General features: G+C 50.4%; 14 protein-coding genes and 1 riboswitch. Of the genes, 1 reads left to right on the forward strand and 13 read right to left on the reverse strand.

What is annotated here, in order from left to right:
* Positions 1-10: 10 nt before the first annotated feature.
* The 4 genes from mfd to DW677_RS10480 all read right to left on the reverse strand — a co-directional run bounded on the left by mfd (position 11) and on the right by DW677_RS10480 (position 8,291).
* Positions 11-3,604: a transcription-repair coupling factor gene (gene mfd / locus DW677_RS10465; protein WP_117567156.1), complete on the reverse strand. Its 3,594-nt coding sequence runs from the start codon at positions 3,602-3,604 to the stop codon at positions 11-13.
* A 16-nt stretch (positions 3,605-3,620) separates the two neighbouring features.
* Complete coding sequence (pth, locus tag DW677_RS10470) at positions 3,621-4,196, reverse strand: aminoacyl-tRNA hydrolase (protein WP_117567158.1); 576 nt, start codon at positions 4,194-4,196, stop codon at positions 3,621-3,623.
* A gap of 535 nt (positions 4,197-4,731) precedes the next feature.
* The gene (locus DW677_RS10475) at positions 4,732-6,465 is read right to left on the reverse strand and encodes a [FeFe] hydrogenase, group A (protein ID WP_117567160.1); all 1,734 of its coding nucleotides are present in this window, start codon (positions 6,463-6,465) and stop codon (positions 4,732-4,734) included.
* Entirely contained in the window at positions 6,459-8,291 is a 1,833-nt protein-coding gene (locus DW677_RS10480) for an NAD(P)-binding protein (RefSeq protein ID WP_117472492.1), read from the reverse strand. The genes DW677_RS10475 and DW677_RS10480 overlap by 7 nt, the downstream gene beginning before the upstream one ends.
* Before the next feature lie 423 nt (positions 8,292-8,714).
* On the opposite strand from DW677_RS10480, the gene DW677_RS10485 reads away from it, so the two are divergent.
* A complete protein-coding gene (locus tag DW677_RS10485; protein WP_278286994.1) occupies positions 8,715-10,193 on the forward strand; it encodes an NAD(P)/FAD-dependent oxidoreductase in 1,479 nt (492 codons plus the stop codon).
* Positions 10,194-10,428: 235 nt separating this feature from the next.
* On the opposite strand, the gene xerD is transcribed toward DW677_RS10485, so the two are convergent.
* From xerD to DW677_RS10525, 9 genes are all read right to left on the reverse strand, one after another.
* Entirely contained in the window at positions 10,429-11,316 is an 888-nt protein-coding gene (xerD, locus tag DW677_RS10490; RefSeq protein ID WP_117567163.1) for a site-specific tyrosine recombinase XerD, read from the reverse strand.
* A 610-nt stretch (positions 11,317-11,926) separates the two neighbouring features.
* Positions 11,927-12,370 carry a hypothetical protein gene (locus DW677_RS10495; protein ID WP_133304043.1) on the reverse strand — a complete coding sequence of 148 codons (444 nt, stop codon included), beginning with the start codon at positions 12,368-12,370 and terminating at the stop codon, positions 11,927-11,929.
* 411 nt (positions 12,371-12,781) lie between these two features.
* The gene (locus DW677_RS10500) at positions 12,782-13,318 is read right to left on the reverse strand and encodes an NUDIX hydrolase (protein ID WP_117567167.1); all 537 of its coding nucleotides are present in this window, start codon (positions 13,316-13,318) and stop codon (positions 12,782-12,784) included.
* A gap of 177 nt (positions 13,319-13,495) precedes the next feature.
* Entirely contained in the window at positions 13,496-14,296 is an 801-nt protein-coding gene (gene proC / locus DW677_RS10505) for a pyrroline-5-carboxylate reductase (RefSeq protein WP_117470874.1), read from the reverse strand.
* Positions 14,297-14,458: 162 nt separating this feature from the next.
* A complete protein-coding gene (rny, locus tag DW677_RS10510; RefSeq protein ID WP_021905672.1) occupies positions 14,459-16,003 on the reverse strand; it encodes a ribonuclease Y in 1,545 nt (514 codons plus the stop codon).
* Positions 16,004-16,161: 158 nt separating this feature from the next.
* Positions 16,162-16,674 (reverse strand): regulatory protein RecX, encoded by a 513-nt coding sequence (locus DW677_RS10515; RefSeq protein WP_117504253.1) that lies wholly within the window; start codon positions 16,672-16,674, stop codon positions 16,162-16,164.
* A gap of 93 nt (positions 16,675-16,767) precedes the next feature.
* Positions 16,768-17,832, reverse strand: a complete 1,065-nt coding sequence (recA, locus tag DW677_RS10520; protein WP_015552372.1) for a recombinase RecA — start codon at positions 17,830-17,832, stop codon at positions 16,768-16,770.
* Between the two features lie 330 nt (positions 17,833-18,162).
* Complete coding sequence (locus tag DW677_RS19075; protein ID WP_278286567.1) at positions 18,163-18,288, reverse strand: hypothetical protein; 126 nt, start codon at positions 18,286-18,288, stop codon at positions 18,163-18,165.
* Positions 18,289-18,636: 348 nt separating this feature from the next.
* Positions 18,637-19,989, reverse strand: coding sequence for a sodium:alanine symporter family protein (locus DW677_RS10525; protein ID WP_117567169.1), 1,353 nt, complete (start codon positions 19,987-19,989; stop codon positions 18,637-18,639).
* Positions 19,990-20,166: 177 nt separating this feature from the next.
* A riboswitch (glycine riboswitch) is annotated at positions 20,167-20,270 on the reverse strand.
* Positions 20,271-20,417: the final 147 nt, after the last annotated feature.

Consider the following 20,417-nt stretch of genomic DNA (forward strand, 5'->3'; position numbering starts at 1 on the left):
TTTCATATACTCATTTCTTGCTCTCAGCCAGTTCCCCAAGCTTCCCCAGCAATTCCTTCGCCTTCTCCATCATCGGCTCGCAATCCTTATGCTTCTTTCCTTTATCCTGATAGAACAGCACCGGCTTCTCTCCCTGGGCAAAGCGTAACGCAGTCTTATACTCGGCAATAAGCGCCGGAATCCCGGTGACATCGAGCTTTGCCTTCGGGTAGAGTTCGATGCGGATCTCCTGGGTGTTGATATCCACCTCGGTCACGTAGGCGCGGTGGGCCATAGCTTTTAATTCCGCTACACGCAGCAGGTTATCCACAGATTTCGGAATATCGCCAAAGCGGTCGATCAGCTCATCCTGCATATCCATATACTCGTCGTCCGTCTCGATGGCGGAAATTCTCTTGTATACATCAAGCTTCAGATACTCATTCTTGATATATCCGTCCGGAATAAATGCGTCGATATCGCAGTCCACCACGGTCTCAAAGGTCTCTTCCTCTTCCTGTCCGCCCTTTAAGGCAATGACCGCCTCGTTGAGCATCTTGCAGTAAAGGTCATATCCGACTGCCTCCATGTGTCCATGCTGTTCCGCTCCGAGAATATTTCCCGCGCCGCGGATCTCAAGGTCACGCATCGCGATCTTGATTCCCGAGCCCAGCTCCGTGAATTCCCGGATCGCCTGAAGACGTTTTTCCGCGTCCTCCTTTAACATCTTATCGCGCTTATACATGAGGAAGGCGTAGGATGTCCGGTTCGACCGTCCGATCCGCCCCCGGATCTGGTAGAGCTGGGAAAGCCCCAGACGATCCGCGTCCTGAATGATCATCGTGTTGGCATTCGGAATGTCCAGTCCCGTCTCAATGATCGTTGTAGACACGAGAACATCAATATCGCCGTTGATGAAATCCAGCATGATCTTCTCAAGCTGGTGCTCATTCATCTGTCCATGGGCAAAAGCCACATTCGCGTCGGGCACGAGAGATGCCACATGGTTTGCCACCTCATCGATGTTGTTGACACGGTTGTATACATAGTACACCTGCCCGCCGCGCCCTAACTCTCTGTGGATCGCCTCGCGGATCATCTCGTCGTTGTACTCCATGACATAGGTCTGGATCGGAACACGGTCCACCGGCGGCTCCTCGAGAACGCTCATGTCACGGATCCCGATAAGGCTCATATGCAGAGTCCGCGGGATCGGCGTCGCTGTCAGGGTCAGAACGTCCACGTTCTGCTTCATCTGCTTGATCTTTTCCTTATGAGTCACTCCGAACCGCTGCTCCTCATCGACGATCAGAAGTCCAAGGTTCTTAAACTGTACATCCTTTGACAGGACTCTGTGTGTGCCGATAATAATATCCACATACCCCTTTTTCAGTCCTTCTACTGTCTTCTTCATCTCCCCCGGTGTCCGGAAGCGCGACATCATGTCCACCCGCACCGGAAAATCCTTCATTCTCTGAACAAAGGTATTGTAAATCTGCTGCGCGAGGATCGTTGTCGGGACCAGATAGACCACCTGTTTTTCTTCCTGTACGGCTTTAAAAGCTGCCCGGAGCGCGATCTCCGTCTTTCCGTAGCCCACATCTCCGCAGATCAGGCGGTCCATGATCTTCTTGCTCTCCATGTCCCGCTTCGTATCATCAATGGCGGTAAGCTGGTCGTCCGTCTCATCGTAGGGGAACATCTCCTCAAATTCCTTCTGCCACACCGTATCCGGTCCGTACTGAAATCCCTCCGCGTCCTGACGCGCCGCATAGAGCTCCACAAGCTCCTTTGCGATCTCCCGGACTGCCGTGCGGACCTTTGTCTTCGTCTTCGTCCACTCAGTCCCGCCAAGCTTATTTAACTTCGGGACCTTTGCGTCAGCCCCGGCATACTTCTGGATTCCCTCCAGACGGGTCGCCGGAAGATAGAGGTTTCCGCCGTCACCGTACTCGACCTTGATATAGTCCTTGATGACATGATCCTGCTCGATCTTCTCAATTCCCTTATAGATACCGAGACCATGGCTCTCATGCACCACGTAGTCGCCGACGGAAAGTTCGGAGAAGCTGCTGATCTTCTTTCCCTCGTAATTGTACTTTTTCCGCTTCTTCTTCCGTTTTTCCACGCCAAACATATCGCCCTCGGTGATGACGACGAACTTGATCAACGGATACTCAAAGCCCTTGTGAAGCTTTCCGTAGGTGACCAGGATCTCCCCCGGAGCCACCGGGCGCCCCGCATCCTCCGGGCAGAAGGCACGGAGATCATACTCTCTTAAGTCCCCAGCAAGGCGACTCGCCCTGGTTCTTGACGCGGAAAGGAGAACAACGCGGTAACCGTCCTTTTTCCATTTTGTGAGATCCTTGATCAGGATCTCGAAGCTGTTCTGATAGGAGTTTAAGTTCTTTCCGGTCAGGCTGTATTTCGCCTTTACAGTCATCCCCGGAAGACGCTGGTCGAGACCTGTCATGAAGATCGAGTGAGGCGTATGGCACTCCGCCAGCACTGTCTTTGAAGCGAATAAGAGGTCCGCCTGCCCCGGCAGAATATAGCCCTGCTCCAGACGGTGGGACATGCTCTCGCGGAACTCGGTCTCAACGGTCTCGGCTTTTTCCTTCATGCGCTGGGGCTCGTCTAAGATCAACGCGAGACCAGCTGCCTGTTTTCCTGTTTCTGTCGCAGAAGACACCAAAGTGACCTTAGCGCCCACTTCTTTCATATAGTCAAGAAATGAAACTGTATCCTTACAAAAGTATCTGATATACGCATCCAGCGTCTGAACATCAAAGCCCTCCTTTAAGGATTCTACAAGCTCCCCGACAGCCCGCCGGATCCGCTGGGCCTCCTCCGGCTTTTTCTGGTCCCGGAACGCTTTTTCCTGCTTTTTCTCGTCGGCTTCCAGGCACAAAATTCCCTCTTCGATATGTTCCTTCGTGAGGATCAGCTCCGCCGCCGGATAGATCGTAACTTCGTCCATCTGCTGGATCGACCGCTGGCTCTCGGCATCAAAGGAACGGATGGAATCCACCTCGTCGCCCCAGAGCTCGATCCGGACCGGAACCTCCTCCGTCAGTGGGAACACATCTAAAATTCCGCCACGGACAGAAAACTGTCCCATGCCATCCACCTGTCCCATGCGCTCATAGCCCATGCCGGTGAGAAGATGCTTGATCTCCTCCATATCAAGCGTCTGCCCCACCATGATATTCAGGCAGCTTTCTTTGATCATGGAAAGCGGCAGAAGATGGTCCATCAGACCATCCACCGTTGTCACAACAACTCCGCCTTCATCTTCCAACAAATGCTTAAAAACCTGCATTCTCTGTCTTGTCAGAAGATTTCCGTGGATATCCGAGCTGTAAAACAGAAGATCCCTTGCCGGATACAGCCAGGTATTCGGCTCAAAATAGCTGAAATCATCGAAGATCTCCTTCGCGCGGGTATCGTCATAGGTCACGACGAGCCGCCACGGATTGTCCTTTGAGAGTTCATGCATCACATGGACTTTCTGGGAATCCGTCACGCCGCTGATCTGGACTGGGCCTTTCCCCTGGTCCAGATCCTGCTTCATATCAGTATACTCCGCCAGATCTACGAGCGGATTTGCAAAAACTTCAGCCATGGTTCCTCCTGTTTTTTTACTTCTCTTCCTTCTTGCGGTTATGATCATTCATCGCCTGCGCGATCCCCACGTTCACGATCTCGCACACCGCTTCCGCCGCTTCCTTCACTGCGTCATCCATCGTTGCCTGTTCTTCCTTTGAGAAATGCCCCAGCACATAGTCCGCGAGGTCCATTCGGGACGGCTTCTCGCCGACTCCGACCTTCACCCGCGGAAATTCTTGTGTCCCAAGATGAGCGATGATACTCTTGATTCCGTTATGTCCGCCCGCGCTTCCCTTCGCGCGGATCCGTAACTGTCCCGGTGCCAAGCTGATATCGTCGTACACAATCAGGATATCCTCCGGATCTACCTTATAATAATCTGCCGCTGCGCGGATGCTCTCCCCGCTGGAATTCATATAGGTCTGCGGCTTCATGAGAATGACCTTCTCCCCGCCGATGACGCCCTTCCCACAGAGCGCCTTATGCTTTTTCTCCGAGATATCCGCCCCAATCTTCTCCGCCAGAGCGTCCATCACCATAAAGCCCGCATTATGTCTTGTATTTTCATATTCCTTTCCCGGGTTTCCGAGACCTGCTATAATTAACATTTTTATCTCCTTTTCGAATTTCCGCTGGCCGCCATGTCTTCCCTGCCGCGGTCAATGCAGAATCTTATTTTTCAAAACCGTAACGCATTTAAGGGGCCTTTTTCCAAAGTCCCCTGATTTCTACATTTTATCAGTTTTGAACGTCCAGTGCAAGGGGCAGTTATGACAAGAATCTGCCGCCAGCAGCTCCATCATGACACCCATTCAGTCCATGATCACAGCCGTTAGCGGCAGATTCTTTTATATCCTATACTCGTTTTTCATACTCCGGCAGATACCCCCTGATGTACCGTCCGAATCGTGCGGAATTTGTGCTTTTGCGCTCCTCCCTTGTGCATTCCGCTTCATGGAATACATCTATCCATAGATTACCATATTTTTAGAATTCATGCAATCCTTTTCAGGAAGCACATACACTTGCGTTTACAGTAACTATCCTTCACAGACATTCAACTTGAATTTTCGACATAAAATCAATTGTTTTTTCATTCCTGCATCTGCGTGCTTTTCCTGTATCCGTCATTTAACCGGCACTTTAATTATTTTTCCAATGCTCCGTATGCAGCAGCATATGCGCCTTATGGGACATCGGCTTTCCAAAGAAATCGCTGTAGATCTCCCTGATATCCGGGTTCTCATGAGAGTAGCGGATATCAGCTTTTGCGTCCAGCGCATAGAGCTTTCTGCCTCTCGCAAACGCCAGCTCCTCACCATCGTGGATCGGCTGTCCGCCTCCGCCGACACAGCCGCCCGGGCAGGCCATGACTTCCACGAAATCGTAGTGGACCTCGCCGCGCTCGATCTGCTGTAAAAGTCTTCTCGTGTTTCCGAGTCCGCTGACCGCTGCTGTGCGGAGTTTGATGTCACCGATGGCAAATTCCGCTTCCTGAACTCCGGCATCCTCCTGAAAACCTCCGCTGCGGACCGCTTTAAAAGCGTCTGCTGGAGGATTCTCGCCTTTTAAGGCAAAATACGCGGTGCGGAGAGCCGCCTCCATAACGCCGCCGGTCGCTCCGAAGATCACGCCCGCGCCGGTTCCCGCGTGCATCGGGCTGTCGCCAGGGATCTCCACTAAGGTATCCGGGCGGATATGGGCGGAGCGGATCATCTTCACAAGTTCCCGCGTCGTGAGCACCGCATCCACATCATGTCCGGCATACTCGCCGTAGAAGAGATCCATCTCCCGCTCGCCTTTCTTTGCCACACACGGCATAATGGACAGCGTAAAGATCTGATCCGTAGAAACACCAAGCTTTTCTGCGAAATATGTCTTCATGACAGCGCCGAACATCTGCTGCGGAGATTTTGCGGTGGAGAGATAGTTCACCATATACGGGAACTGTGTCTTTGCGAAGCGCACCCAGCCGGGGCAGCAGGACGTGAACATCGGCCTCTCCTTCAGCTCGCCGCTCGTAAACCGTTTTATAAACTCCGTGCTCTCCTCCATGATCGTGAGATCTGCAGAGAATACCGTATCAAAGACGTAGTTCACGCCCATGCGTTTTAAAGCATCAAAGATCTTGCCCACCGGCGCGTCCTCGTCCGCCAGGCCGAGTTCCTCGCCCCAGGCCGCGCGGACCGCCGGTGCAACCTGAGCTACCACGATCTTATCCTTATTCTCGATTGCATCCCAGACCTTCTCCGTATCATCTCTCTCTGAGAGCGCGCCAACCGGACAGTGGGTGATACACTGACCGCAGAGAGCACAGTCAGCTTCCCGGATCGTCTTATGTCCCGCCACATTCACGGTCGTTCTGGAGCCGGTTCCCTCCACATCCCAGATTCCCAGTCCCTGGATCTTGTCGCAGACCTGCACGCAGCGCATGCACTTGATGCACTTCGCGGAATTGCGGATCAGCGGGAAATCCTTATCCCACGGCTGATATTCCGGTTCCTGCCTGAACGGAATGTCCAGAATGTTCAGGTCGCAGGCAACCTGCTGTAACTGGCAGTTCCCGTTTCTCGGACAGACAACGCACCGGTTATCATGCTGGGATAATAATAACTGTACCGTATTTCTTCTATGATTTCTGACCTTCGGGCTGTTGGTGTAGATCACCATGCCGTCCTTCACAACATTGTTGCAGGATGTGATCAGCTTCTCTTTTCCTTCCAGCTCCACGACGCAGACTCTGCAGGCCGCGATCTCGTTGATCCCCTTTAAGTAACAGAGCTTCGGGATCGGGATCCCGTTTCTCTCAGCAGCTTCCATGATCGTGATATTTTCCTCTGCCGAAACATGTTTTCCGTCGATGATCATATTTACCATAATGTACTCCTGCCTCCTTTAAAGATTCCGTATCCGAAATGGTCGCAGCGCAGGCACCGTCCGGCTTCCTGCTTCGCCTCCTTCTCGGTCATGCAGTTCTCCACTGCGTTGAAATCGCAGACACGCTCGCAGGCATCACGTTCCGTTAAGTTCACGCGTCCGCACGGGGTCTTGTCTTTCAGGCTCGCCTCCGGGATCTCCACACCGCTGGTGATCTCGTGGTGGTAGCCGAGGTATTCATCGATGTTCGCCGCAACGACCTTCGCCGCCGCGATGGCTTTAATGACGGAAGCCGGACCGCTGGAGCAGTCGCCGCCCGCGAATACGCCAGGCATGTTCTCAAAAGCGCCGCTCTTTAAGGTGACGATCTTGCCGCGGGATACCGGAATCCCGGCCTTCTCGAAATGTCCGGACTCGATATCCTGTCCGATGGCCTTGATGAGGATGTCGCATGGGATGTAGACATCCGGCTCGCCTGTCGGCTTCACGCTGGCACGTCCATCCTTGATCGCACTGATCATCTGCGGGGTCGCGTAGATGCCGTGAATCTTGTGATCCTCGCCGACATCCAGGGACGCCGGGGCCTTTAAGGTCACGATCTCGATACCTTCGGCGACAGCGCCCTCGATCTCTCCCGGCAACGCTGTCATATCGTTTCTTCGTCTTCTATATAAAATGCTGACTTTCTTCGCACCCAGTCTCTTCGCCGTTCGGACCGCATCCATGGACACGTTTCCGCCGCCGATGACAACGACTTCTTTTCCGGTCAGATCGATGATCTCGTCTTTTCCAACACTTCTTAAGAACTGTACCGCGGAGAGCACGCCGTCCGCGTCCTCGCCCGGAAGTCCAAGTTTTTTATCCGTGCTGGCACCGATGGTGATGAGCACCGCGTCATACTGTTCCCGAAGTTCCTGAATCGTAATGTCCACGCCGATTTTTAAGCCCTGTTTTACTTCCACTCCTGTCTTTAAGATCGCGTTGATATCCTCATCCAGCCGATCCTTTGGGAGACGGTAGTTCGGGATTCCGTAGCGGAGCATGCCGCCAAGCTTCGGAAGCATCTCATATACGGTAGTCTGATGTCCCATGAGCTGTAAGTAGTAAGCTGCGCTTAAACCACCGGGACCGCCGCCGAGGACAGCGACCTTCTTTCCCGTTGACGGAGCACATTCCGGCGGATCCACAAAGCCTGCGTAGTCCGCCGCAAACCGCTTGAGTCCTCTGATGTTGACCGCATCATCCACCATATTCCGGCGGCATCTCGCCTCGCAGGGATGCTCACAGATAAAGCCGCAGGTGGTTGGGAACGGGTTGTCCTTGCGGATCAGGCGGATCGCATCAGCATATCTTCCTTCTTCCACAAGCGCCACATAGCCCGGAATGTCCACATGGGCAGGACAGATCGCGACACAGGGAACCGGCTGGTTGTAGGTACAGGTACAGCGTCCGTTCCTGATATGCTCCACATAGTCATCGCGGTAGCCGATGAGTCCCTTGTAGACCATGTTCGCCGCCTCATAGCCGATGGCGCAATCGGCGGAGTCCATGATCGACAGCGCCGTTTTTTCCATAAGCTCCAGCGTGTCCATTGTCGCTTTTCCATTTAATACATCCCGGATCAGCTGGTTCAATTGTCCGAGACCGATCCGGCACGGCACACACTTTCCGCAGGTCTGCGCATGGCACAGCTCCAGAAATGCTCTGGCCATATCAACCGGACAGAGCCCCGGCGGGCTTGACTCGATTCTTCGTTCCAGATCTTTATAAAGTCCCTCCATCACGATCCGCGCGCGGGTCGGGGACATGATCTCCAATCTGCTCATATGATCCTCTCCTCTTGCAATCTATTTTTTACCGGTGATGTCTGCCCCTCGCAGACATGTTTATTTACTCCTAAACGTCTTATTGAATTCGTTTCTTAATATATTGCTGATTCTACCACGGGCGTGTTAAATAAATCAAGTATTTTATCATTTTACTTAATAATCTTTTGTTTAACGTTTTTTTTTAGACAATTAAACCAATAATATTTTTTGTTTTCCCCTATGTCCTTATCTTTTTATGCAGATCATGCATATACAGATACGCGTGGGAAACCGACTTTTATGGACTTTCCACACATTCTGGTATATATACCGCTGTCCTGTGTCTTTCCAGAAAATGATCTGCTGATTTTCGCGACTCCATCTTCGTGATTTTCTTCACACTTGCCTTGCGCACCAATGGGAACTATGATACGATAAAGGATGGTGTGCAAGGAGTGCTCCCTGTCTGGGTGCCCGTATTCGCTCACCCGAAAGGAGACTTGTGATATGAAATCCGGAGAACATTTTGACGTGATCATCATCGGCGCAGGCCCGTCCGGAATTTTCTGCGCGTATGAGCTGATCAAAGAAAAGCCAGAATTAAACATTCTGATGATTGAAAAAGGAAGACCGATCGAGAAACGTGTCTGTCCGAAGAGAAAAACAAAGGTGTGCGTGGGCTGCAAACCATGTTCTATCACCACCGGTTTCGCCGGAGCAGGAGCTTTCTCCGACGGAAAGCTCTCCCTTTCCCCGGACGTCGGCGGAAATCTGCCGGAGATCTTAGGATATGACAAGGCAACTGAACTCATCCGGGAATCCGACGATATCTATCTGCAGTTCGGCGCTGACAAGAACGTCTACGGTGTTGACAAACAGCAGGAGATCCGCAAGATCCGCAAGAAAGCCATCAACGCAAACTTAAAACTCATCGAATGCCCGATCCGCCACCTCGGAACCGAGGAAGGTTATAAGATCTACACAAGACTGCAGGAACACCTTCTCGCGAACGGAATCCACATGGAATTCAACACCATGGTCAAGGATATCATCATCGAGGACGGTACCGCAAAGGGTGTTATCACCGATAAAGATGAGACATACTACGCAGATGAGATCGTCTCCGCCATCGGACGTGAAGGCTCCGACTGGTTCTCCCACATCTGCGATGACCACGGAATCGATACCGAAGTAGGAACCGTCGACATCGGCGTCCGTGTTGAGGTCCGCGACGAGGTCATGGAGTTCCTCAACAAGAACCTCTACGAGGCAAAGCTTGTATACTACACACCGACCTTCGACGATAAGGTCCGTACATTCTGTACGAACCCGTCCGGTGAGGTTGCTACCGAATACTATGAGAACGGCCTGGCTGTCGTAAATGGTCACGCTTATAAATCAAAAGAATATAAGACAAACAACACAAACTTTGCGATCCTGGTTTCCAAGAACTTCACAAAGCCCTTCAAGACCCCGATCGAGTACGGCAAACATATCGCCCAGCTGTCCAACATGCTATGCGACGGAAAGATCCTGGTCCAGACCTTCGGTGATTTCCAGAGAGGCCGCCGCACCACGGAGGAACGTCTCTGCAGAAACAACATCATCCCGACCTTAAAGGATGCCGTTCCGGGCGACCTTTCCTTAGTTCTCCCGCACCGCATCATGGTGGACATCAAGGAGATGTTAAAGGCCCTCGACAAGGTAACTCCGGGTATCGCCAGCGATGAGACACTGCTTTACGGAGTGGAGGTTAAATTCTACTCCAACAAGGTCGTTGTCGATAAGGACTTCGAGACAAACATCCACGGCCTCCGCGCCATCGGTGACGGTGCGTCCGTGACCCGCGGACTTCAGCAGGCATCCGCGAATGGCTTATCCGTTGCCAGAAGTATTCTCGCGAAGATCGATCAGAAATAGGGCAGTAAAAAGCTTCCTTTGAATCTGTATGCTGAAAACCACACATGTAAAATAGAAAAAAGAGCATCTTTGCGCTCCAATGTTTTAAGGAATTTTCCAAAACATTGAAGCCGCAGGTGCTCTTTTCATATTTTATAAACAACTACTGATGACCAGTAAGCGTTTTTCCTTCTCCAATCCATTCAAAATCGGCTTCGCCGATGGGATTTTTACCTTCCAGCCTAAGTTTTCACTTTTACTTTCTCGGATGCGCTCCCTGGTACGCCTCTCTGACCGCGTTGTCCATGGCATATGCCGTGTACATCTGGGTGGATGCCAGGTCGGAATGACCCATCATGGTCTGGACGGCACGCATGTCAGCGCCATTGCTTAAGAGGTGCGCCGCGAAAGAATGGCGCAGAGTGTGGGGTGTGATGTCTTCCTCGATTCCTGCCCGCTCCCCGTAGTATTTGATAATCTTCCAGAATCCCTGACGACTCATGGCTCTGCCGCTGTAATTTGTAAACAGCAGTTCCGATCGTGTTCCTTTTAAAAATGTCTCACGGGCAGACTCCAGATATTTCGCAAGAGCGTCCTTCGCCGCATGGCCAAAGGGAATCATCCGCTCCTTGTGCTCATCGCGGCAGGTGATAAAGCCGATGGACATATTTACATCGGAGAGCTTTAGATTCACGAGTTCCGTCACGCGGATCCCTGTCGCGTATAAGAGTTCCAGCATTGCCTTATCGCGGATCTCCTTCGGATTCGCGCCGGACGGCTGCTCCAGGAGTTTCGTCACCTCGTCAACTGTGAGGATCACAGGCACCTTTTTCTCGATCTTCGGCGCATGCATCGAATCTGCCGGATCACGGCGGATCTTCCCTTCCTTAAACAGCCAGCCAAAGAACGATCTCGTGGATGCCAGTGCCCTCGAAACTGTCGACACTGCTTTTCCTTCTCTCTCCAGGAAAAGGATATAGGAATTTAAAGCCGTCTTTGTCACTTTCCCGCAGTCTGTGATTCCGTTTTCCTCCAGATAATCTGCCATTTTTAACAGATCTCTCTGATAAGAAAGCGTTGTATTTTTTGACGCGTGTTTTTCTTCCTCCATATAGTTTATGAAGGTTTGAATTTCCTCTCTCATACCTTTTCCCCGTTCATTTCCAGACACAGTTATCCGCGCTTTTCACGATCCTATACGAAATCATAACTATTCAGCAGCTTCACCCGCTTATGTTTTCTCCTGGTCAGCGCAGTAAGTGCGCAAATCCACAGAACAGTTACACAAAATTTTCCTGTTCGAAATTTTCAGCACCTGTGTCTATACACGTTTATACTCTATCTGTTTTTTAGTTTCACGATGTCTGCCTTTGGGAAACAGGGGACATAGGCCTAAGTTTTCCACCATCCCCCCGATACGCTGTTTTTCCCGGCAAAACCAGTATTTTTCTACATTATAGTCCCATTTTAGGGCAAAATCAAACGGATTTTTCCCACTTGGATCCCATTTTAGACTATTTTACATAACTAATCGCTAGATATGGAACTGTATATATCCACAATGGCAATATCTTGTCAAAATGCGCAAAATTTTTTTATAAAAAAAAGGGCTGAAAGCCGCGTATTTCCTGGGAAAATTCCACTTTTCCGCCCCATTATCCTGACTACCGTACCACGCCATCAACGCCTTTCGTCAGATATTGTCTCTTCCGTTGACGTCCTAATTCAAATCTACGATTTTCAGATATGCCTTTCTAAAACAGTTGGAAGATCAGCGCTGAGAAATTTGGATTTATGAATATCTCAGATATAATTCCAAGCACCATAAAAAATACCATCATCCATAACCTGATTTTCTCTTTTCCATCCGCCTGCTCCACGACCATGATCCATAAAAGGTAAGCCGCCAGTATATAAAAGAATCCCTGCGGAAATACAAGTCCGAAAAAGCGCAGGATCCCATAAATTCCCGCATGCATCGTCAACACACAGACAGCGATTGCGGATGTAAATGCCAGATAGACTGCTCCCGCGTAAAACAGGATTCTGGCAAAAACTGCCTGGCAGATCAGAATTCCCAATAAAATCCACACAAACCGTTTTTTCAATACTCCCACAAACAGACTATACCGGTCCGCCGACACGATCTCCGATGATGTGAGGATCCCGGAGAACCAGCTTTCAAGTGTGCTTTTCATCTCTGCGCTCATCTTATTGAAGAAAACTGTCCCCAGAACGGTCCCCAAGAATAAAAAAAAGGACAGCCAGAACATCTGACTGTCCCAAAATCTCCGATGCCTGTGAATTCCGGCCATAGCGATACCGTCCATGTTCCTTTTTCACAATGTATGCGCATATGGGCCTACTTTATCCACAGGATTTGTAACTATTCAGTACCTTCATAGTTACGTGCAAAAATCCATTCCAGATCAGCTTCGCTGATGGGATTTTTGCCTTCCAGCCTATGTTTTCTTACGGTCAGCGCAGCAAGTGCGCAGACCTACTGAACAGTTACCAGGCTTTTTTCTAATTGCAGCAATCTTTCCACAGGCAGACAGCCAGCCCTATCCTCACTGACACTTTCCGGTTACTGGCTTCTGCCGTTTTTTCTATCGAATTCCCTCTTTCTGAGCGTACGCAAGGATTGCCGCAATCGTCTTCGCGTCTGTCATCTTGCCGGTGTAGATCATATCAAGAAGATCCTTTACTTCCCACTCTTCCACATCAATACTCTCATCCGCATCGAGATGCTGCTTTGACGGGATCAGGTCTTTTGCGATATAGACACCGATCTGCTCATCGCAGAAAGCCACTGTCGTGTTGACTGTCATCAGGAATTCCAGGGTTTCGCTGCGGAATCCTGTCTCCTCCTCAAGTTCTCTCGCCGCGCACTCGATCTTCGGCTCATCCGGCGCATCAAGTTTTCCTGCCGGAATTTCCAGCGTGAACCGGTCTAAGGCGTTCCGGTACTGACGCACCATGAGGATCTTTCCGTCCTTTGTCACCGGAAGAACGGCTGCCGCGCCATCGTGGTGGATATAGTCATACACTTCCTCGATTCCGTTCGCGACAACGGTATCCCGGTAGATCTTTAAGATCGTTCCGGTGTATGCAAGATCACGTTTTAAACGAGTTGTTTTTTCCATACTAAAGTCTTTTCCTTTCATGAATGTATCTGTTAACTGCCTTAACAGACATTCTAAACAATTCCTCTCAGATTTTCTATTCTGCGGAATTACCCTGCAGTATTTTCCTCTGCTCAGAACTTATTTTTTTACATTTTTCACACTGCTACGGAAATTTCCGTGTCTTTCACGTAATTATCAGCCTTTTAACTTTTTATTCTTCTCAAAGTTTGCATCACACGCCTTAATGATCGCACCGCGGAATCCGTTCTCCTCAAGGGCAGCAAGTCCCTCGATAGTGGTTCCTCCCGGTGAGCATACCATATCCTTTAATTCGCCCGGATGTTTTCCTGTCTCAAGGACCATCTTCGCGCTTCCTAAAACGGCCTGGGCAACCATCTTGTAAGCGGCCTGGCGCGGGAGTCCGTTCTTTACGCAGCCGTCAGCCAGCGCCTCGATAAACATGTATACATAGGCCGGGGAGCAGCCGCTGGCGCTTCCAACAACATCCATCAGCTTCTCATCCACTTTCTCCATCTTTCCGAAGGAAGTAAAGAATCCGTCGATGACATCCTTTTCCTCATCGGTAAACAGCGCCTCATCGTAGCTCACCCCGGACATTCCCTCGCCGACCATAGCCGGTGTATTCGGCATGGAGCGGACGATTCTCGCACTGTCTCCGAGACCTGCCTGGAGATCCGCGATCGCATATCCAGCCGCGATGGAGATCACAACCTGATCTTTCCTGATCTTTCCGTTTAATTCCTTAAAAACTGTCGGAAGTACCTGCGGCTTTACTGCCAGCACCAGGTATTTTACCTGCTCTGCGCAGTCAGTTGCTGTTGAGACATGGGCAACACCTGTCTCCTCCGTAATTTTCTGCATCTTCGCCTCATGGGCGCTTGTGAAAAGCAGCTCTTCCGGCTTATATGTCTTTAAAAGTCCCCGCATGATAGCGGTTCCCATGTTTCCCATTCCGATAAAACCAATCTTTGCCATATCAATATTACCTCCTGTTTTATATTCTCTGTTATCTCTCATCTGCAGCAGACCAATCTTTGCTCATATTGCAAAAGCTTCGGCAGCACAGAGACTTCTAAATTTCCTGTTAAAAAAACCGCTGCCATACAGATTCTCTCTGCACAGCAACGGCTTTCATTTTTATTTCGCGTAATCGGTAACTCTGGACTCGCGGATCACGTTGACTTTGATCTGTCCCGGATACTCCAGGCTCTCTTCGATCTTCTTGGATATATCTCTTGCGAGAAGAACCATATCGTCATCGCTGATCTGCTCCGGTACTACCATAATGCGCACTTCGCGTCCCGCCTGGATCGCAAAGGACTTGTCTACTCCCTTGAAGGAGTTTGTGATATCCTCAAGCTGCTTTAAGCGGTTCGTGTATGTCTCCAACGTTTCTCTTCTTGCGCCCGGTCTTGCAGCGGAGATCGTATCTGCTGCCTGAACGATGCAGGAAATAAGGTTCGTCGGCTCAACATCGCCATGGTGGGATTCCACAGCATTGATAACGATCGGGGACTCTTTGTATTTCTTACAGAGTTCCGATCCGAGCTGTACATGGGAACCTTCCATCTCATGGTCAACGGATTTTCCAATGTCATGTAATAAGCCGGCACGCTTTGCCATTCTGACGTCAACACCAATCTCGGCTGCCAGTAAACCGGATAACTGTGCGACCTCGATGGAATGCTTCAATGCATTCTGACCATAGCTGGTTCTGAATTTCATCTTGCCGAGGAGCTTGACGAGCTCCGGATGGATATTGTGAATGCCGACCTCAAGGATTGCGGCTTCACCTTCCTCGCGCATCATGTTTTCAACTTCCTTCTGCGCTTTCTCCACCATCTCTTCGATTCTCGCCGGATGGATACGTCCATCCACGATCAGTCTTTCAAGAGCAATTCTTGCAACTTCACGTCTTACCGGATCAAAACCGGATAATACGACAGCTTCCGGTGTATCATCGATAATGAGTTCCACACCTGTCATTGTCTCGAGAGTACGGATATTACGTCCCTCACGTCCAATGATGCGGCCCTTCATCTCATCGCTCGGGAGCTGAACGACAGAAACTGTAGTCTCAGCCACATGGTCAGCTGCACATCTCTGGATGGCGGTAACCACATATTCTTTGGCTTTCTTGTCAGCTTCTTCCTTTGCTTTGGCTTCTAATTCCTTGATGAGCTTTGCGGTGTCGTGTTTTACATCTTCCTCTACGGATTTCAGAAGATATTCCTTCGCCTGCTCGCTGGTAAGTCCGGAGATCTTCTCCAGTTCTTCCTGCTCCTTAGCAAATAATTCCTCGACCTCGGAAGAACGCTTTCTTAAAGTCTCTTCCTTCGCGGCAAGACTGGATTCTTTTCTCTCCATTGCCTCAGATTTTTTGTCGAGGTTTTCCTCTTTGCTCAGTACGCGGCGCTCATAACGCTGGATCTCGGCTCTCCGTTCTCTGGTTTCCTTTTCAAGCTCGTTTTTCGCTTTTAAATTCTCTTCCTTCGCTTCCAGGAGAGCTTCTTTCTTCTTCGTCTCGGCGACCTTCAATGCTTCATCTATTATTTCTCTGGATTTTTCCTCTGCGCTACCGATCTTGCTTTCATAACTGTTCTTGCGGTAAGCGACAGCCACGACCCAGGTAATAGGAGCCACAATAATTGCTGTTATAATAACGCTGATTATTGGTGACACAGGAGCACCTCCTTTATTTAGTTTTCATTGTACTAATTACAACACTTCAATTTTAAACTGTTTTATGCATTATGTCAAGTATAATGCCCTCATTCCGGGTACTTCTGTGCATCCCCACGAAGCCTGTCATATCCTGTCCTTTGGGGCCGGAAACAGCTCTATTCCCACTGCTTCATCGCACTGTTGATCGCGTCGTAGGAAAAACCTTTTCGCGCCAGAAATGCGTAGATCTTCTGGCGTTTCGCGGGATCCGGTTCTTCCGGGTCGTAATTTTTCTTTCTCAAAAGTCCGAGGATCTGGGCAGACTCGTCCACCTCCATATCCTCAAAGACCATCTCCACCAGATCGTCGCTGACGCCTTTCTGGCGGAGGTCAAATTTCATCTGGCGGATGCTCTTTTTGTGGTCGTTTTTCTCCACATACCGCCTCGCGTAGTCCTCATCGTCCAGATACCGGTAGTGTTTCAGAAAAAGAAGCGCATCTTCAACAGAGGCTGGCGAAAACCCCTGTTCCGCCAGCTTCTTGCGCATTTCATTTTCTGTTTTTCCGGAAAACTGAAGATAGTAGAGACCTTTGTTCCGCGCCTCCCGGAACTCCTCCGGAACCGCGTCTCCATCCGCACCGGCATACATTTTCTGCTCCCGGTGCTCTTCCTGCTGCCATTCTTTCATCTATGCTTTCCTGTCAGAACTGCCTTCCTGTCTCAAGCTTCTTTCTAAAGTGCCGTACCCGCCAGACAGTTCTCTTTTTCATCATTATTTTTATTACTCGTCAGCTTCCTCAGCCTCATTAACCGCCGGTGCCGCAGCTGCCTCACCCGGGGCAACATGCTGCGCTTCCAGTCCGTGAAGCTCCCTCACCTGGTTCTCGATCTCCTCGCAGATCAGCGGATTCTGCGCAAGGTAGGTCTTCGCGTTCTCGCGTCCCTGACCGATCTTCGCTCCCTTATACGCGTACCAGGAACCGCTCTTCTCGACGATATTTGCGTCAGCAGCCAGATCAAGAACATCGCCCTCGCGGGAGATTCCCTTTCCGAACATAATATCAAACTCAGCCTCTTTAAATGGCGGAGCGATCTTATTCTTTACAACTTTTACGCGGACGTGGTTTCCGATCACCTCGCCGCTCTGCTTTAAGGACTCGGTTCTTCTTACGTCAAGACGAACGGAAGAATAGAACTTAAGGGCGCGTCCACCAGTGGTCGTCTCCGGGTTTCCGAACATAACGCCGACCTTCTCACGGAGCTGGTTGATAAAGATCACGATACAGTTTGTTTTGCTGATGATGGCGGTCAGTTTTCTTAAGGCCTGGGACATCAGGCGGGCCTGTAAGCCGACGTGGGAGTCACCCATATCGCCGTCGATCTCCGCCTTCGGAACAAGTGCCGCTACAGAGTCCACGATCACGATATCAACGGCACCGGAACGCACCATCGTCTCTGTGATCTCTAAGGCCTGCTCGCCGTTATCCGGCTGGGAGATATAGAGATTGTCGATATCAACTCCGATATTCTTCGCGTATACCGGATCGAGAGCGTGTTCAGCGTCGATAAATCCGGCGATCCCGCCGCGCTTCTGGACTTCCGCTACCATATGGAGAGCGACCGTTGTTTTACCACTGGACTCCGGTCCGTAGATCTCAACGACACGTCCTTTCGGAAGGCCGCCGAGTCCGAGAGCAATATCAAGGCTTAAGGAACCCGTCGGAACCGTCTCGATATTCATATTCGCACCGGAATCACCGAGCTTCATAACGGAGCCTTTTCCGTAAGCTTTTTCAATCTGTGTGAGAGCCGCGTCAAGGGCTTTTAATTTATCATCTTTATTCATATTCTTCCTCCAAGATCCGGCCCCGCAGCGTTCCCCGCGTCCCCGGACATCCAATAATCACTGATTTTTCAATCCGCATATTTCTTCACATACTTCACGTCCACGAAAGCGGAGTGCCGTATGCGAACAAATGTTCTGTACCTGTTAATCATAATATAATCCATGTAAAAAGTCAACTGTTTCTTATCATTCCGACCGCTTTTGATCAATTCGCAGTTACTGTTCACGCCTTGCGCAAACAGCAACTGATTTTGCTGATGCTTCGCATTCCAAATCGGAAAAATCCACTACCGCCACTGTATTGTACGGATTTTTCAGTTCAGAAAATCCCTACCCGCGCACAGTAACACCATCATACTTCATCCCCTCTCCGGCAGATCCCCACGTTTCAATACCAGACTTTCTGCTCTCCGCTGTCATAAAATACCCTTCTGCCTGTCCTTTACTTCTTTCCATCTTATCTTCTCACTGAGGCCTGCAGCGATCCGCCGCCAGGACGATGCTTTCCCGCATCATGAACTATCTGCTATCCGGGACAGACCTCCCAGAACGATTTCAGATACCCGTACTATATCGAAATTCCTTCGCCCTGTCAATCGGCATTCTCCACAAATTCAGACCCTCATTTTTTACCTGGTCAGCCATGAAAAATTTGTCTGATCTCCAATATCCGCCTCACAGCTTCCTTCCCCATGCTCCGCGTAAACAACAAAAGGCGGCAGCCCATGCCCACAATACATGTTCTGCCGCCATTCTATCCTATTTATTATATATGTATTCCCATCCAGCTCACGCCAGGACTTCCTATCTCTCCTTCGAAGCCCGCGCTACCAGTCCGCTGAGCGCCAGAAGCGCCAGAACATTCGGAATGACCATAAGCCCGTTGAAGAAGTCCGCTAAGGACCATACAAGCTCCAGCTTCAGGCAGGAACCGATCACGATGCAGACAACAACGCTCAGGGAGTAGAGCTTTGATGCCTTCTCGCCGAATAAATACTTCACATTCACAAGTCCGAAGAAATGCCAGCTTAAGATCGTGGAGAACGCGAAGAAGAACAGGCAGACTGCAACGAAGATGATCCCCGCGCTGCCGAATCCCTTCATGAATGCCGCCTGAGTGAGCGCGGTGCCGTCCTTTCCTGTGCTCATAACGCCTGTTGTGAGGACAGAGAATACCGTCAGGTTCAGGACGATAAATGTGTCGATGAACACGCTGACCATTGCACAGAGCCCCTGATGATGTGGAGATTCCGCCTTCGCTCTCGCGTGGGCATGCGGGGTGGATCCCATACCTGCCTCGTTTGAGAAGAGGCCGCGGGCAACACCATAGCGGATCGCCTCACGCACCGTGATTCCAGCGCCTGCGCCGAGAACTGCTTCCGGCGCAAACGCGCCCTCGATAATGGAAAGGAACGCTGCCGGAAGAGCCGTGATGTTCATGCAGATCAGGACCAGACTGCCGACGATATAGACGCCGGCCATGATCGGAACGATTTTCTCAACTACCGTTGCCAGACTCTTTGTTCCTCCAAGGAAGATCACCGCTGCGATCACTGCGACGACAATGCCGACGATCACCGGTGAAAGTTCCACATGGAATACCTGAAATGCTTCCACAAACGCTGCTCCGATAGAATTGGACTGAACCATATTTCCCATAAAGCCCAGCGCAAGAATAATAAATACCGCGAACAGAGTGGAAAGCGCCTTTCCGAATGTTCCCTTGAACGCCGCCTTGATGTAGTAGACAGGACCTCCTGTCACCTCACCGTTTACCTCTGTCTTATATGTCTGTGCCAGAACTGCCTCTCCGTAGATCGTCGCCATTCCGAGGAATGCACTGATCCACATCCAGAAGATCGCGCCCGGGCCTCCGCCGATGAGGGCTGTCGCCGCTCCGGCAAGGTTTCCTGTACCTACCTGGGCTGCGATGGCTGTCGCGATGGACTGGAACGGAGTCATCTCGCCTTTTTCGTGCTTTTCACCGTTCATGCTGAAATGCCCGAATACCTGACGGACGCCCTCCCCGAACTTTCTGACCTGGATAAATCTCAGGCGGATCGTATAGTAAAGTCCGGTTCCGCATAAGAGAACGAGCAGGAGAAAGCTCCACAGAAAATCATTTCCCTTTGTTACAAGCTGCATCAGTGTGTCCATTTTAATTATCCTCCTCTTTCATCATCATAGCCGCCAGCCTTTTCTTTAAATTTCCGGCTGTCCGGCATCATGGAATATCCCCTCTGAATTTCCATGCAATAAAATAAGAGCTGATATTGATCAGCTCTCCAAAGAGTAGAACATTTGCATACAACGGGTTTTGTCCCATTGTGGTTATTTGTATGCCCTGTCCTTTTGCCTGAGAGATCGACCGGTACCATGGACATGAACCGGTCTTACACCTTCGGCGCTCCATACGGAGACTCTCCAGAGTGTCCAGACGGACGTTTGTCCGCCTGGACTGCACTTATGTGTTACATACTATCACAGTTTTCCTTCTGTATCAACGTGTTTTTGAAGTAAAGCAGCAAATTTTGTAATTTTTGTAAATATTGTCACATATGACCTGCAGATCATCTGTCTTTTGC

Origin of the sequence: Clostridium sp. AM25-23AC (assembly GCF_003435125.1) — a bacterium.
Taxonomy (GTDB): domain Bacteria; phylum Bacillota; class Clostridia; order Lachnospirales; family Lachnospiraceae; genus Pilosibacter; species Pilosibacter fragilis.